Source organism: Acidobacteriaceae bacterium (assembly GCA_028283655.1).
In the GTDB taxonomy this organism is placed as follows: domain Bacteria; phylum Acidobacteriota; class Terriglobia; order Terriglobales; family Acidobacteriaceae; genus Granulicella.
This window is the reverse complement of the sequence record JAPWKE010000002.1, coordinates 113,349-128,007: the sequence shown is the minus strand read 5'-3', so window position 1 is coordinate 128,007 and position 14,659 is coordinate 113,349. Positions and strand designations below refer to the sequence as shown.

Below are 14,659 nucleotides of genomic sequence, written 5' to 3'. Positions count from 1 at the left end.
GGGTTACGGATGCAGTTTGTTGCAGGGAAATGAGGTTTCTTTTTTCGTTTGTTACGAGAAGATTTTTTCGTGTTTTGGGGAACTAACCAAGAACCATCTGCGTAGTCCAACATGCGTCGAGTGGCCTGATCCATGGCGGGCTACTCGAACAAAACTAACTTTCGTTTTCGAACGAGGAGAATTGCTATGACCCGTCGTCTTCTTTCCGCTTCCATGGTGATGGCTGCTGCCATCGTTGCCTCCACCTCAACCGTTGCTGCACACGCTTCCACACATGTGGGTGTGCCCGTCAACGCGATGCTGTTCAAGTCTTCGAAGACCGTCAACATCACGCTGAAGAACGCTACCAGCGAAGCTCTGACCATCCAGGTCGGTGCAAACTCTGTAACCGTTGCCGCAGGCGCAAGCGCCAAGGTTGCCGCGACGAAGGGTGACAAGATCACCCGGTCCAATGGCGAAGTCGTGCTGAACAGCGTCGATGGTCAGTTCAATGACGCGACAATCACGCTGAAGTAACTCCGGCCCCCAAATAAGAATCTGCTGAAGCAAGGGAGAGTCTGCGATTTGAGTCGCAGCTCTCCTTGTTTTGCTTGTGAGCCTTTTACTGGTGAACGGAGTGACGGATCGTATCCGGCTTCAGGAGAATTTTTCATTCGTTTTGTGCCGGCAGGCTGCAGCGTTGGTATACATGGTGGATGTCCTCAGAGACTCCTGTGCGACCTACGGTGCTGTTTGTTACGCGCAACCCCGTAGTTCGCGAAACCAGCGGAAGCACAACGCTCATCCTTACCCTGCTGGAGCTGCTTCGAGCCCAGGGGTGCGAGGTGACTGTGCTGTCGACGCTGGCGTATAGCCGGTCGCCGCGAGTGGCGTTTCAGGCGCGAGTGCCGCTGCCTGAAGGGGTGCGCTATCGTGCGCCGGGTTACGTGCAGGCTGCGGGGATACTGCTGCGGAGCTTTGCGCTGAAGGCGTGGGCTCGGGATGTTTGTCGCGCGAGCACGAAAGTGGCTTTGTTTCGACCACTTTGCCTGTTGATGGAGTGGATGTACGGCGACCGTTTGTATACAAACGCGTGGGACCTGACGCTGCCGACCGCGAAGGAGCTGCGCGTGGCAAAGCGCGAGGCCGAGAGGATTGGCGCGAGTTGCGTGATTGCCAACTACGCGATCTGGGCTCCGCTGTTTGCGGAGCTTCCAGCGGAGACGACGAAGATCATCATGGCGCATGACCTGCTTTCGGCACGGGTGGAGCGGATGCTGGCGGCAGGGGATTCGCTGGATTGCCCACAAATTAGTGAAGCCGAAGAGTTGCAGTGGCTGAATGCTGCCGATGTTGTGCTCGCGGCGCAGGATACCGAGGCGACGTATCTGCGGGAGCGGTTGCAGGCGCGGGTGATGACGCAGCCGATTGTGATGAAGCTGCAGGAGCCTTCGCAAGAGGTGACGCCACATCGCTGCCTGTTTGTGGGCGGCCATATTTTGCCGAATGTGAGCGGGATGGCGTTTTTTCTGGATGAGGTGTGGCCACGAGTGCGGCAGGCCGTGCCGGATGCCGAGTTTGTGGTGGCGGGGACGATAGGCCAGGCCGAGCTTGCGGGCTTTCAGCAGCCGGGCGTGGTGCGGCTGGGACGCGTGCCGAGGCTGGAGGGCGAGTACAACCTGGCCGCCGTGTGCGTGGTGCCGCTGGTGGTGGGGAGCGGGATCAAGATCAAGCTGCTGGAGGCGTTGAGCTTTGGCAAGGCGTGTGTAGCGACGAGCGTAGGCGTGCAGGGGCTGGAAGGGCTGACCGACGGCACGATCGCGGTGGCGGATACGGCCGAAGCGTTTGCCGACGAGGTGATTGCGCTGCTGCTTTCTGCGGAACGCCGGAAGACGCTGGAGCAGGGTGCGGTTCGGCTGGCGCGGGAGCAGTTTGGGCCATCGAGCGAAGCTGTGCGGTCGTTTCTTCACCTTCTGCTGGGCTAAACGCGCGGTAAGCTGGGTGCATGACAACCAAGAACATTGCAGTGTTTTGTGCGGCGGCGGATGGCGTGCGCCCGGAGTATCGCGCGGTGGCGGAAGAGCTGGGCAGGGCGCTGGCAGCGCGAAAGATCGGGCTGGTGTACGGCGGAGCTACGGTTGGGTTGATGGGAGCGGTGGCGAACTCCACGCTGGCCGATGGTGGGCATGTGGTGGGTGTGATTCCGCATGTGCTGGTGGATATGGAAGTGGCGCATGAAGGCATCAGCGAGTTGCATGTGGTGGACACGATGCATACGCGCAAGGCTCTGATGGGAGAACGGTCGGATGCGTTCCTGGTGATGCCGGGAGGCTTTGGCACGCTGGAAGAGCTTTATGAAGTGCTGGCGTGGCAGACGCTGAAGATCCACGCCAAGCCGGTGGTGTTGCTGAATGTTGCGGGCTTCTATGACACGATGCTCGAGTTTCTGGATGTGTGCGACCGCGAAGGAATGCTACGCGGGAATCGGCATCGGTTGCTTGTGGCGACGACGGTGGAAGAAGCTCTGCAGCTTTGCGGAGTGGAGGGGTAGAGCGGAAAGGGTTAGAAGGGCTGTGGCTATTGGCTACAGCCCTTTCCCTTTGCAGAGGAGCCGCTTGGACAACGGTAAAAGCGATGGGAGTGGCAGGAGCAGGAGCTCTACGAGAGCTCGTAGAATGGGAGATGCATGAATTTCCATGAAATCCCGCATCTCCACTACATCTGGCTGGTAGCCGCCTCTACGATTGCGGGCATCATGAACGCGATGGCTGGTGGTGGATCGTTTATCTCTTTCCCGGCAATGCTGGGCATGGGTGTTCCGCCGGTACAGGCGAATGCGACCAATACGGTGGCGCTGTGGCCGGGGCAGTTGACCTCACTCGCAACGTTGCGGAACGACGTGCGGCGCGATCTGTTGCCAACGGTGCTGGGGACGTGCCTCTTCGGAGCGGTGCTGGGCGCGGAGACGTTGCTGCACACAAAGCAGAAGACGTTTCTGCATCTGATTCCGTGGTTGATTCTGATCGGGACAAGTCTGTTTGGGATTAGCGGGCCACTGTCACGGTGGATGAAGAAGAGGTCAGCGAAGCACCATCCTGACAGGCCGATTCCGTGGCTGCCGCTGGCGTTGTCGCTCTTCCCTGTCTGCTTCTATATCGGCTACTTCGGGGCCGGTGGCGGGTTTCTGGTGATGACGATCCTGGCGCTGTTCGGCATGGAAGACATGCACGAACTGAACGCGATGAAGGTGGTCGCAGCGACGAGTTCGAACCTCTTGGCGATTGTGACGTTCATCGTCAAAGGCGCGATTTTATGGCACTACTGCCTGATCTCGATGGTCTTTGCGGCGGCTGGTGGATGGGTAGGGGCGCGGTTTGCAAAACGCGTGAACGGCGACATTCTTCGCGGCATCGTGGTGGCAACCGGCACGGTGATTGCCGCATACTTCTTCTGGAGACAGTACGCAGCATGAGCCACGAGATTAAGTTTGTAAGTGCAGAAGAAGCAGCCCACGAGGCGTCACTGGTGAAGCTGACCGGAACGGCGATTCAGCCCGCGAAGGTGCGGATCGACAAGACTGGCGGCACGGGGATGGAGATTGAGTGGCGCGATGGGCACAAGAGCGCGTGGAGCTTTACCTGGTTGCGCGATGCCTGCCCGTGTGCGACCTGCCATGAAGCCCGCGAGGCTGAAGGACTAGAGCCAGGTGATCCGAAGCCCGCGCCGAAGGCGTTGTTTCCGGTTTACAAAGAGCCGGCGAAGCCACGTGAAGTGACCCCGGTGGGCAAGTATGCGGTGCGCTTTACGTGGAACGATGGACACGAGGCGGGGCTGTACTCGTGGGATTACCTGCGGAACGTTTGCGATGAGCAGCGGAAGAAGTAGTTACAGCGTAGAGGGTAGAGCGTAGAAAAGCTGTCGCGCGTGTGTGCGGCGGCTTTTGCTTTTTGTAGTGGCGAGGAGCTTTGACGCCATGAGCGCGAGCTACGCGACGGTTGTCGTGGCTGCGCTTAGAAGAGGGAGCAGGGCTTAGGCGGGGAGTTCCGGGGTCGCGGCGAGGAGGTTGCGGGTGTACTCTTCGCGCGGTGATTCGCAGACCTGTTGCCAGGTGCCTTCTTCGACGAGCCTGCCGCGCTGCATGACGGCGACGCGCTGGCAGAAGTAGCGCACGAGCGGCATGGAGTGCGAGATGAAGAGGCAGGTGAGTCCGCGGCGCTGCTGCAGATCGCGCAGGAGGTTGATGACCTGGGCGCCGACGGAGACGTCGAGCGCGCTGACGGGTTCGTCAAGAACAAGCAGTGAGGGCGAAAGAGCCAGGGCGCGGGCGATGTTGATGCGCTGGCGCTGGCCGCCGGAGAACTCATGCGGATAGCGTGAGAGCGCGGAGGCGTCGAGACCGACTTCGTGGAGCAGGTCGTGCAGCTTTGGCTTGAGGCCTTCGGCAGGCTTGACGCTGTGGATGGCGAAGGGTTCCGCGAGGGTTTGCTGGACGGTCATGCGTGGATCAAGCGCGGCATACGGGTCCTGAAAGACCATCGCGAGGTCGCGGCGGAGGGCACGCAGGGCGCGTGGCCTCTGCGCGAGGATGTCCAGCGACTGGCCTTCGCGATGCAGGACAACGCTGCCTGCGGTGGGCTCGATGAGGCGGAGGACCATGCGGGCGACGGTGCTTTTGCCGGAGCCGGATTCGCCGACGAGGCCGAGGGCTTCGCCGCGATGCAGCGTGAGCGAGACGTTGTCGACGACGCGCGCGGCGCCGTACTCTTTGACCAGATTGCGAGCTTCGAGAAAGACTTCGTTCATGAGGCTTGGGGTTTGCGGCAGCGCTTTCCGGCGCTTACTACTTCTTTGAGGGAACGGCCGTGGTGTCGTCGCGGATGATCTTCCACCCCTGCGGCGTCTTTTCGAGGACGAGCAGGAAGTAGCCGTTCTGGTTGCCCCCGTCAGCGTCGCTGCGGAGGAGATGGAACCAGCCAGTGGCGGTGGCGAAGTGGGCGTCGAGCGGCTGGATTTCTATGTCGGTGAAGGTGAGCTTGCCCATCTTCGCAGGCGTGGGATAGGCGGACTTGTAACCCGCGAGCATGCCGGCGTAGCCGTGGCTGATCTTGTGGCCGATGAAAAGGATGTCGGGCGAGTTCTTGTAGCTGGTGGCGAAGGCGTCGAGGTCGCCGCGGTTCCAGTCTGCGGCGGATTTCGTCATCGCCTGCTTGATGGCTTCGGCGTCGGAAGATTGCGCGAACGCCGGGAGCGCAACGAGTGCCGTACAGAAGAACGCGAGAAGCAGGCGACGGAGCATGTTGGAGCCTCGTGACGAGAGATGGGGCGACATACAATCAATGGTATGCCCAGTCGCCAGATACACGCGGTGTGTACGCATGATTGCCCGGACTCGTGCGGGGTACTCGTCACGATTGATGAGTCGACGGGACGTGCGACGAAGGTGCAGGGTGACCCGGCGCATCCGGTGACTCGCGGCTTTCTGTGCGGCAAGGTGGCGCGGTACCTGGAGCGCGTGTACTCGCCCGAACGCCTGCTGTACCCGATGCGGCGTAAGCGTGGCGTAGCGAAAGGCCCGCTGGAAAAAGGCAGAGAGGTCGAGGCCTTTGAGCGTATTCGCTGGGACGAAGCGCTGGACGAAATTGCCGCTCGCCTGCACGCGATTGCGAGTGAGCATGGGCCGGAGAGCGTGCTGCCGTACAGCTATGCGGGGACGATTGGGCAGCTTGGATATGGCTCGATGGATCGGCGGTTCTTTCATCGGCTGGGAGCTTCGCAGCTTGACCGCACGATCTGCGCGAGCGCGGGTGCGGAGGCGCTGAACCTTGTGTACGGCACGCGCATTGGGCCGGCTCCAGAGGACTTCGCCCATGCAGGTTTGATCATCGCGTGGGGCGCGAACATCCACGGCAACAACATTCATCTGTGGCCGTTCATCGAAGAGGCGCGGCGCAGTGGAGCGAAGTTGATCGTGATTGATCCTTATCGCACGCGTACCGCGGCGCTGGCGGATGAACACCTGGTGGTGAAGCCAGGGAGCGATCTGCTGCTGGCGTTGAGCCTGATGCATGTACTGTTTCGCGATGGGTTGCACGATGAGGCTTATCTCGAAGAGTGCGCGCATGGGTGGCGAGAGCTGCGCGAACATGCGCTGCAGGCGGAGTATGCTCCGGAGCGTGCAGCTGCGATTGTCGGCATTGATGCGGAGACGATTGAGCGGCTGGCGAAGGCTTATGGAGCTGCAGGACACGATGGGCGCCGCCCTGCGGTGATCCGCATGAACTACGGGATTCAACGTTCGGACAACGGAGGCAATGCGGCGCGTGCGGTTGCGATGCTGCCTCTAATTACAGGTGCGTGGAAGCAGCGTGGAGGCGGCGTGCTGCTATCCATGAGTGGAGCGTTTGCGTTCAACGGAGCGAAGCTGCAGCGGCCGGAGTTGATGCAGCAGAGTTCGCTGGGACGCGAGGCCCGCATGGTGAACATGAACGAGTTGGGCCATGCGTTGACGAAGTTGGACGGGCCACCGGTAAAGGCACTGGTGGTATACAACTGCAACCCGGCGGCGGTGGCTCCGGATTCGACGCAGGTGCTGGCGGGAATGAAGCGCGAAGACCTGTTCACGGTGGTGCATGAGCAGTTCTTCACGGACTCGACGGATTATGCCGACATCGTGCTGCCAGCGACGACGTTTCTCGAGCACAAAGAGCTGATGGGATCGTATGGACACCGGTATGTGCAGATGTCGCATCGTGCGATTGAGCCGCTGGGCGAAGCACGGTCGAATGTGTGGCTGTTTGGACAGCTTGGTTTGCGGATGGGATTTGAGGCGGAGCTCTTCGATGTTGACGAAGATGCGTTGATCGATGAGGCCCTGAGCGTGAAGAACTCGCTGATGGCGGGCATCGACAGGGAGCGGCTGGAGAGCGAAGGGCACGTGGCTCTGGGCTTCGAGCAGGATGCGCTCCCCTACTCTTCCGCACGGTGGTTTCAGACGTCGCACGGCAAGGCAGAGATGCTGCCGGTTCCTGCATGGTTTGCGCCGGTGGAGTCACATGTGAACGCGACGGCTGAGTTTCCTCTGCAGTTTCTACCGCGCAAGGCGGACAACTACATGAACACCACGTTTGCGAATCTGGAAGGCCACCAGAAGATGGAGCGCAAGACCGCTGGCGTTCTGGAGATGCATGTGGACGATGCGGCTGCGCGCGGGATCGGCAACGGCGATGCGGTGCGGGTGTGGAACGAGCGCGGCAGGATGCAGCTTGTGGCGAAGATTGAGGAACAGGTGGGCAAGGGTGTGGTGGCGGCAAGGCTGGACTGGCAGAAGCTGTCGCAGGATGGGCAGAACGTGAATGCGTTGACAAGCCAGCGGTTGACCGACATTGGCGGCGGTGCGACGTTTTACTCAACGCTTGTTGAGGTGGCGAAAGCGTAGTCGTCGACGCGTGGAGAGCGATGTGCATCTGACCTGAACGAGGAGAAGCATATGGCTGCGATCAAAGACATCTACGCACTGCAGGACCCGACGAAGCAGTACGCACGCCCGAAGTTCAAGCATCAGCAGCAGAGCGCTCCGGGGCTGGACAAGAAGCTGAGGCCGCTGGCCGATCATGGCGAAACAAGCTATCGCGGAAGTGGACGTCTGCCTGGGCGAAAGGCGCTTGTCACTGGTGGCGATAGCGGCATTGGACGTGCTGCGGCGATTGCGTTTGCGCGCGAAGGTGCGGACGTTGTGATCAACTACCTTCCCAGCGAAGAGGCTGACGCGAAGGAAGTGATCGCGCTGATCGAAGCCGAAGGCCGGAGGGCCTTTGCGATGCCGGGGGATGTGCGCAATGAGCGCTTCGCCCGGTCGCTGGTACAGAAGGCAGCGAAAAAGCTTGGGGGACTCGATGTGCTGGCAGTGGTGGCGGGCAAGCAACACGCGGTGGACAAGATTGCCGACCTGACGACGAAGCAGATGGTGGAGACGTATGAGACGAATGTGTTTTCGCTGATGTGGGTTTGCCAGGAGGCTTTGAAGCTGATGCCGCCAGGTGGATCGATCATCACAACCGCTTCAATTCAAGCGACTCACCCGTCGCCGAGCTTGTTGGATTATGCACCGACGAAGGCAGCGATTCTGGCGTTTACGCGCGCACTGGCACGACAGGTGGCAGAAGACGGAATCCGCGTGAACTGTGTGGCTCCGGGACCTGTGTGGACGCCGCTGCAGACCAGCGGAGGACAGCCTGGCAAAAAGATTCCCGCATTCGGCTCTGAGACTCCGATGAAGCGACCAGGACAGCCGGTGGAGATGGCTCCGCTGTATGTTCTGCTGGCCTCGCAGGAGTCCAGCTATGTGACAGGAGAGGTGTATGGTGCGACGGGTGGACTTGAAGTCGGCTAACCTGAAGAGGCGATGGCAAGAATAGACAAATGGCTGTGGGCTGCGCGGTTCTTCAAGACGCGGGCTCTGGCGTCAAAGGCATGTGAGTTGAGCCGCATTCGTTCCAACGGAGCGCTGGCGAAGGCCGCGCGCGAAGTGCGCGTGGGCGATCGTTTGAATATTACGAATGACGCCGGGCTCTTTGAAGTAGAAGTGCTGCAGGTGAGCGAAGTGCGTGGACCTGCAGCCGTGGCGCAGACGCTCTATCGCGAGTTCGACGAGAGCAAGGACGCGCGGATGAAGCTGGCGGCAGAGAAGAAGGTCTTTGCCCAGTTTGAAGAGCTGCCGGTTGAGAAACCGACGGGGCGCGATCGCAGGATGTTGAATCGTTTTCGCGGACGTGGCTAGCCGCTATCTGCGGTCGTTTGCTACTTGCAACCTTTGATGAGAATGCCCGCGGAGAGGCGGTCGTTGCCCTGCTCAAAGACAACGGAGAGATGGCCGTGCAGGCCTTCGCCGTTGTCGGTCAGGTTTGAGATGTAGACGTCCGTGGGTGCGGGGATGAAGTTCATATCCCCTTGCGGTGCATGCAGTACGGCGTGCTGATCGGGGTAAACCGTGAGGAGCGGCTTCTGGTTCTCGTAGAGCACGATCTGGCCGTTGGGGCCGAGGTGGCAGTCGTCTACGTGCTTATCCCACACGTCATCGCTGTTATGGTCGCGCAGAGTGACGTCGCCGGTGGTGTGCTGACGGCAACCCGTGAGAGCGAGAGCGGCAAAGGCCAGTACAAGCGGAAGGGCACGACGCATGGAAACTCCTTCTTTCATCCTTCAACACGGCATGCCGTGAAGGATGATGCCGGGGGAATGGTTTTACGCGAGGCCCGTGGACTGCGCTTGCTCGTGAGCGTGATAACTGGAGCGTACCAGAGGACCGGACTCCACGTGGCGGAAACCCATGCCTAAAGCTTCATGCTTGAGGAAGGCGAACTCGTCCGGAGTGTAGAAGCGAGCCATCGGGAGATGGTCGCGCGAGGGCCGGAGGTATTGGCCGACGGTGAGGATGTCGACCTTGCGGTCGGCGAGATCGCGGAAGACGGCGAGCAGTTCGTGCATCTCCTCACCCATACCGACGATGATGCCGGTCTTGGTGACGATGGGGCCGTCAGGGTGCTCGCTCGATTCCTTCTTGGCGGCATCGAGGAAGTGCAGCGACTTCTCATAACGGCCGCCGGATTTGGCGACGCGGTAGAGACGCGGCACGGTCTCGATGTTGTGGTTCAGAATTTCGGGCCGGGCAGCGACGACCATGCGGCGCGCTTCTTCGACGCCCTGAAAGTCAGGGGTGAGGACTTCCACCTGGCAGCCGGGTGCCTGGCGGCGGATCTCTTCGATGACTTTGACGAAGGCAGAGGCCGCACCAATGTTGTCGTCGTCGCGGTTCACGCTGGTGATGACGGCATGCTTGAGGCCGAGAGAAGCGACGGCGTAGGCAACACGCTCGGGCTCGCTGTGGTCGATGGGTTCGGGGCGGCCCTTGGGCACCGCGCAGAAGCCGCAGCGGCGCGTGCAGAGGTTGCCGAGCATCATGAAGGTGGCAGTCTTGTGGTTCCAGCACTCGCCGATGTTGGGGCAGTGTGCGGACTCACAGACGGTGTGCAGATTGAGCTCGCGGGCCAGCTTCTTCAGATTGTGAAAGGTCTCGCCCATGGGCGCACGCGCCTTCAGCCACTCGGGCTTCGGCTGCGGCTTGCGCGGGGAGAGGTCAATCTGTACGAGTTCGGAGGCGACTGGCAGCATTGCTCTCTTATTTTATGCCTTTAAACGGGCGGGATGTACGGTAAGCGGCAGAGGTGAGGTTTAGGGGTAGGGTCCAGCGTGTAGCGGCTGGGTGGTGGTTCTGGTTATGCGGGCGATAAGCGGGCCCGCGGCTCCGCTCGGGATGACAAAGATGGTGGAGGACAGAGTGAAAAGCTCTAGCTGACGCGGTCGCGGACGTCGGAACGCACCATGTAGAGGAAGAAGCAGAGCTCCAGCAGGCCGCGGACGACGAAGAAGGCTGCGTGCGTGTGCGTGAAGAAGTAAATGTCGCCGATCGAGATGACCAGGCAGCCACCGGTGACCAGGGCCCATCCCCAGCGGCGCATACGCAGCAGGCCGAAGATGCCGATCAGGAGCAAGGTGCAGACGCCCAGGATGCCTGCGCGGGGGGCGCCGGTGCCGAAGAGGCCCCGCATCGCCGCGAAGGCGTTGAGCATGGTGACCAGCAGAAGGAACATTGCGATGGCGGCCATGCCGGGAAGGATGGCTTTACGGACGCGGAACTGAGGCTGCTGCGGCTGGGACTCTTGCGGTGTGCTCATCGCTTTCTATTGTAGGTCGCGGGCTAGAGCGTGTGCAGATACGCGAGAAGGTCGTGCATTTCGAGGTCGTCGATGTCCTGCTGGGCGGGCATCATGTCGCGGCCGTGGAGGATGGTTGCGGTGATGCGTTCGTCGTTGGAAGGCGCTCCGCTGGGCAGGTAGGGCTTCTTGGTGAGGCCGAGCAGGCTGGGGCCGCGCAACGAGCCGTCGGAGCGGTCGAAGTGGCACTGCGCGCAGTGCGCCTGGAAGACGGCATGGCCGTGCGACTCCTCTGCGTTTAACTGCGAGAGCGGCTTGGGCGGAGGCAGACGATGGCAACCGGAGAGCGCAAGCGCTCCCAAGGCACAGGACAGAAACGGAATCAGGCGGCGGAAGCGCATCTTAGGCGTTAGCGTAGCAAATCAAGACGTACTTTCGGGGTTCGGGGAAAAAAATCGGGAGCCGGATGATCCGGCTCCCGGGAGGCAAAGCCCTGCAAGCTAGTTAACTGTCACGCTGACCGTGGTGGTCTGTGCCGTGGCAGTGCTACCGGTTGCCGTCGCCGTTACTGTGACGGTGTACGTTCCTGCTGTCACCGTGGGTGCCGACGAAGTGCTGCTGTTGCTGCCGTTATCGCTGCAGCCGGTGAGCATGACGCCCATCGACAACACCAGGCCGAGACCCAGAGCGGCGATCATGCGGACGCGCTTGCGACGACCGAAGAAGACAGCAAGCAGAGAGGCCAGGCTGAGGCCTGCTGCCGGAGCTTCCCAGGGGGTCGAGCGCTGCTGCAGCGCAGCGTGCGTTCCAGTCGTACCGATGACGAGCGTTGCCGTCGAAGAACCACCAGCCGTCAGTGTGACGCTGCCGGGGTTGATCGAGCAGGTGCCGTTGGTCGGCATGCCCGCACAGGTGAGAGTGACCGCACCGCTGAAGCTTGCGTTTGCTGCGAGGTTCAGCGTGACGACGCCCTGTGCTCCGCCCTTGACGCTGACGGTGGCTGGTGTGCCGGTGAGGGTGAAGGCTGCGGTTACCGCCGTGACGTTGACCGACGACGTGGTGGAGGTGGCAGGGTTGAAGTTGGTGTCTCCGGCGTACACGGCCTTGACCGCATGCGTGCCGGTTGCGAGCGTGGTGACGGTGAGCGTCGCCGTACCCGTGGAGGAGAGAGTTCCGGTCCCGAGCAGCGTGGTGCCGTCATAGAAGGAGACGGCGCCGGTGGCTGCAGGGCGGCCGGTCATGCTGGAGGTCAGTGCCGCGGTGAGAGTCTCCGCTGTACCGAACGGGATGGAAGAAGCCGAGGTGGTAAGCGTGAGTGCGGAGCTTCCCTGACCGATGAAGAGTGCCGGTCCGTACCCATTGGCCGTGATGACGTCGAGAGCCGCATCGTTGACGAAGTTGCCGACGATCGGGTTTTCGCTGCCGAGGCTTTCGAGAGAGTTATACGGAGCAGTGAACTGACCGTTGCCATAGCCGAGGAGCGTGACCATGCCATAGTAGTTCACGGGCTGAGCGACCGTGGAGTAGAGCGTCGCCACGATGTCCTGGTTGCCGTCGTTGTTCATGTCGGCGACCTGGATACCGTAGAAGAAGTTGCCCATACCGATCATGTTGGAGGAGTTGAAGGTGTTGTCGCCGTTGCCTGTGACGGTGAGGATGCCGCCGGTGGAAACGCTCGTACCGGTAACTTCTTCAGCGCTCATGACGAGGTCCGGGTTGCCGTCGTTGTTGATATCCGACACAGCGACATCAGCCACCAGGTAGTTCTGCACGATGATGCTCGGCGTGCCGAAGGTGCCGTCACCGTTGCCAAGAGCGGTGGAGACCTCGAAGCCCGAACCGTAGATGAACGGGACGTCGTCGATGACGATATCCAGCTTGCCGTCGTTGTTGATGTCGCCGAGTACGATCTTGTAGAGTTCGGTGCCGGTCGCGGTGAAGGTAGGTGCGGAGAACGTGCCGTCGCCGTTGCCGAGAGCGACGAAGTAGCCAGAAGCTCCACCACCCGAGTTACCGCAGGCGATGTCGCCACCGTAAGGGATGACGAGATCGATTTTGCCGTCGCCGTTTACATCGCCAGCAGCACCGTAGTACACGGGGCAAGCTGAGGTAGGAAGGCCAGCGGAAACAGGCGTGGCGAAGGTGCCGTCACCCTTGGAGAGCGCAACCCACACGCCGCCTGTGGTGTCGGAGTACACGATGTCTTCGAGCCCGTCACCGTTGAAGTCAGCGTGGATAGGCTGGAAGTACTCTACGTTTGCAGGGAAGGCCGGAAGAGCCTTGACCGAGGTAAAGTTACCCTTGCCATCTCCAACCATCGTGACGAGGTCTGTGGACGTATCGCCGTAATAGGTAAGTAAGGGGCTGGAGTAACCGCTCGACGTATAAGCACCGCTGGTGAGCAGCGTGCTGTATAGGCCGTTGGGATCGTTCTCCGCAGTAACGATCGGAGCGCCGCGGAAGCCACCCTTGCCCGTATTGGAGAAGAGAGAGACCTGCTTGTAGTCGCCGCCGAGCAACGCGATGTCTGGAACACCATCGTTGTCGAAGTCTGCGATAGCCATAGCCTGCGAACCAGACGAAGGATCGGTGACGTACTGCGAACCCGAAGCGATCGGCGCGAAGGTACCATCGCCGTTGCCGAGGTAGACGCCTAGCGTGCCGCCATCTACGATCGCGTCCAGCTTGCCATCACCATTGACGTCAAGCAGAACGGTATCGTCAGCACTGATGATTGCGGAGATATCTGTGCTGACGGCAGTGCCAAAGGTTCCGTTGCCGTTGCCAAGAGCACTTTGCAGCGTGCCGTTTACGTCTGCGACAACGTCGAGCTTTCCATCGCCGTTGACATCAGCGAAGCTGAGGATGGAGCTGTCATAAGCCACGGCGCCAGAGTTTCCAACGGAGACCGCAGAGATCGCAATCGGAAGCGTCGTTCCCAGACCGGTGAAGGTTCCATCACCATTACCGAGTGCCGTTGCCACGGTATAGGTACCGACGCTCTGCGAGAGGCGTTCGTCGATGGAGATGGCGATGTCCATCTTGCCGTCACCGTTGATGTCGGCAACCGCGATGCCATCCTGCGTCGGCATGATGCCGGAAGCAGCAAAGGAGAAAGACTCAACCTTTGCTGCATCAGGAGTGCCAAAGGTACCATCGCCAGCGCCGAGTTGCGTTTCAAGAGAGACCGTAGCACTGGTGCGGCCAGCGAGAGCAATGGTGGCGAAGATAAGATCGGCCTTGCCATCTCCGTTGACGTCCGCCATGTACACCATGTTCGGGTAGCCGTGGGCTGTATCAAGCGCAGTGGTGACAGCCGCGTTGAACGTGCCGTTTTTGAGATTGATCCAGGTGATGGTGGTGTTGTTGTTGTAATCGTACGCAACGATATCGGGGTAGCCGTCGTTATTGACGTCGACAGCGTAAGCCGTATTGATGCTGCCACTCTGGTAGTTGGGGTTCAGGTAGCTGACGGGAGTGCTGAGGCCACCCTTGCCGTCGTTCATCAGGATGTTGAGTGTTCCATCCTGCTGGAAGACAGCGATATCCGTCTTGCCGTCCTTATCGAAGTCGGCGCCGAGTTCGACGGTAACACCGTTGTTGAAGGTGCCTGTAGCAAGCGAGGCGCTGGTACGAGCACTGAACATTGGAGCGTTGACATAGCCGCCGAATGAAGGCGTGGTGGCGTATGGCGTACCCATCGTCTGAAGCGCGCCGTTCGTTAACGAAGACGACTTCGATACATGCGCTTTAAGGAACGGAGTCAACAGCATGTCGGCTGGCGTCTTGAGCGTCGACGCAGAACGCGCCTGCAGACGAGCCGATGTGCTGAGGCCGCGATCAGGCGCGACGTAGTGGCGCAACTGTGCCGACGCCACGCCGGAACAGGCTGCGGAGAGCAGTGCCGCCGAAGCGGCACCGCGGGAGAACCATCGAGACAAGGAATGCAACATGGAGCCTCCTAAGTGTTG

General features: G+C 60.7%; 15 protein-coding genes. 8 read left to right on the top strand and 7 right to left on the bottom strand.

From position 1 onward, the window contains the following. The first annotated feature begins 186 nt into the window (after positions 1-186). The 5 genes from PW792_02125 (at position 187) to PW792_02105 (ending at position 3,864) form a co-directional block, all read left to right on the top strand. Positions 187-516, top strand: coding sequence for a hypothetical protein (locus tag PW792_02125; protein ID MDE1160723.1), 330 nt, complete (start codon positions 187-189; stop codon positions 514-516). A gap of 179 nt (positions 517-695) precedes the next feature. Next, positions 696-1,964: a glycosyltransferase family 4 protein gene (locus tag PW792_02120; protein ID MDE1160722.1), complete on the top strand. Its 1,269-nt coding sequence runs from the start codon at positions 696-698 to the stop codon at positions 1,962-1,964. Between the two features lie 20 nt (positions 1,965-1,984). After that, positions 1,985-2,530, top strand: coding sequence for a TIGR00730 family Rossman fold protein (locus tag PW792_02115; GenBank protein MDE1160721.1), 546 nt, complete (start codon positions 1,985-1,987; stop codon positions 2,528-2,530). 135 nt (positions 2,531-2,665) lie between these two features. After that, on the top strand, positions 2,666-3,451 hold the full coding sequence (locus PW792_02110) for a sulfite exporter TauE/SafE family protein (protein ID MDE1160720.1): 786 nt from the start codon (positions 2,666-2,668) through the stop codon (positions 3,449-3,451). Beyond that, entirely contained in the window at positions 3,448-3,864 is a 417-nt protein-coding gene (locus PW792_02105; protein MDE1160719.1) for a DUF971 domain-containing protein, read from the top strand. The genes PW792_02110 and PW792_02105 overlap by 4 nt, the downstream gene beginning before the upstream one ends. A 144-nt stretch (positions 3,865-4,008) precedes the next feature. On the opposite strand, the gene PW792_02100 is transcribed toward PW792_02105, so the two are convergent. Together PW792_02100 and PW792_02095 are read right to left on the bottom strand one after the other, a co-directional pair. Further along, complete coding sequence (locus PW792_02100) at positions 4,009-4,782, bottom strand: ATP-binding cassette domain-containing protein (GenBank protein MDE1160718.1); 774 nt, start codon at positions 4,780-4,782, stop codon at positions 4,009-4,011. 37 nt (positions 4,783-4,819) lie between these two features. Then, on the bottom strand, positions 4,820-5,275 hold the full coding sequence (locus PW792_02095) for a DUF4440 domain-containing protein (GenBank protein ID MDE1160717.1): 456 nt from the start codon (positions 5,273-5,275) through the stop codon (positions 4,820-4,822). A gap of 21 nt (positions 5,276-5,296) precedes the next feature. Between PW792_02095 and PW792_02090 the strand changes: the two genes are divergently transcribed. Genes PW792_02090 through PW792_02080 form a run of 3 tightly spaced genes read left to right on the top strand, consistent with a single transcriptional unit; the run spans position 5,297 to position 8,755 of the window. Continuing rightward, on the top strand, positions 5,297-7,414 hold the full coding sequence (locus tag PW792_02090) for a molybdopterin-dependent oxidoreductase (protein ID MDE1160716.1): 2,118 nt from the start codon (positions 5,297-5,299) through the stop codon (positions 7,412-7,414). A gap of 51 nt (positions 7,415-7,465) precedes the next feature. Continuing rightward, the gene (locus PW792_02085) at positions 7,466-8,368 is read left to right on the top strand and encodes an SDR family oxidoreductase (GenBank protein MDE1160715.1); all 903 of its coding nucleotides are present in this window, start codon (positions 7,466-7,468) and stop codon (positions 8,366-8,368) included. Positions 8,369-8,380: 12 nt separating this feature from the next. After that, positions 8,381-8,755, top strand: a complete 375-nt coding sequence (locus tag PW792_02080) for an RNA-binding S4 domain-containing protein (GenBank protein MDE1160714.1) — start codon at positions 8,381-8,383, stop codon at positions 8,753-8,755. A 20-nt stretch (positions 8,756-8,775) separates the two neighbouring features. On the opposite strand, the gene PW792_02075 is transcribed toward PW792_02080, so the two are convergent. The 5 genes from PW792_02075 to PW792_02055 all read right to left on the bottom strand — a co-directional run bounded on the left by PW792_02075 (position 8,776) and on the right by PW792_02055 (position 14,641). Next, on the bottom strand, positions 8,776-9,156 hold the full coding sequence (locus tag PW792_02075) for a hypothetical protein (GenBank protein ID MDE1160713.1): 381 nt from the start codon (positions 9,154-9,156) through the stop codon (positions 8,776-8,778). A gap of 63 nt (positions 9,157-9,219) precedes the next feature. Then, complete coding sequence (gene lipA, locus PW792_02070) at positions 9,220-10,146, bottom strand: lipoyl synthase (GenBank protein MDE1160712.1); 927 nt, start codon at positions 10,144-10,146, stop codon at positions 9,220-9,222. A gap of 176 nt (positions 10,147-10,322) precedes the next feature. Next, positions 10,323-10,709 carry a hypothetical protein gene (locus PW792_02065; protein MDE1160711.1) on the bottom strand — a complete coding sequence of 129 codons (387 nt, stop codon included), beginning with the start codon at positions 10,707-10,709 and terminating at the stop codon, positions 10,323-10,325. A 23-nt stretch (positions 10,710-10,732) separates the two neighbouring features. Beyond that, the gene (locus PW792_02060) at positions 10,733-11,089 is read right to left on the bottom strand and encodes a cytochrome c (protein ID MDE1160710.1); all 357 of its coding nucleotides are present in this window, start codon (positions 11,087-11,089) and stop codon (positions 10,733-10,735) included. Positions 11,090-11,188: 99 nt separating this feature from the next. Further along, positions 11,189-14,641 carry an FG-GAP-like repeat-containing protein gene (locus PW792_02055; GenBank protein MDE1160709.1) on the bottom strand — a complete coding sequence of 1,151 codons (3,453 nt, stop codon included), beginning with the start codon at positions 14,639-14,641 and terminating at the stop codon, positions 11,189-11,191. Between the last annotated feature and the right edge of the window lie 18 nt (positions 14,642-14,659).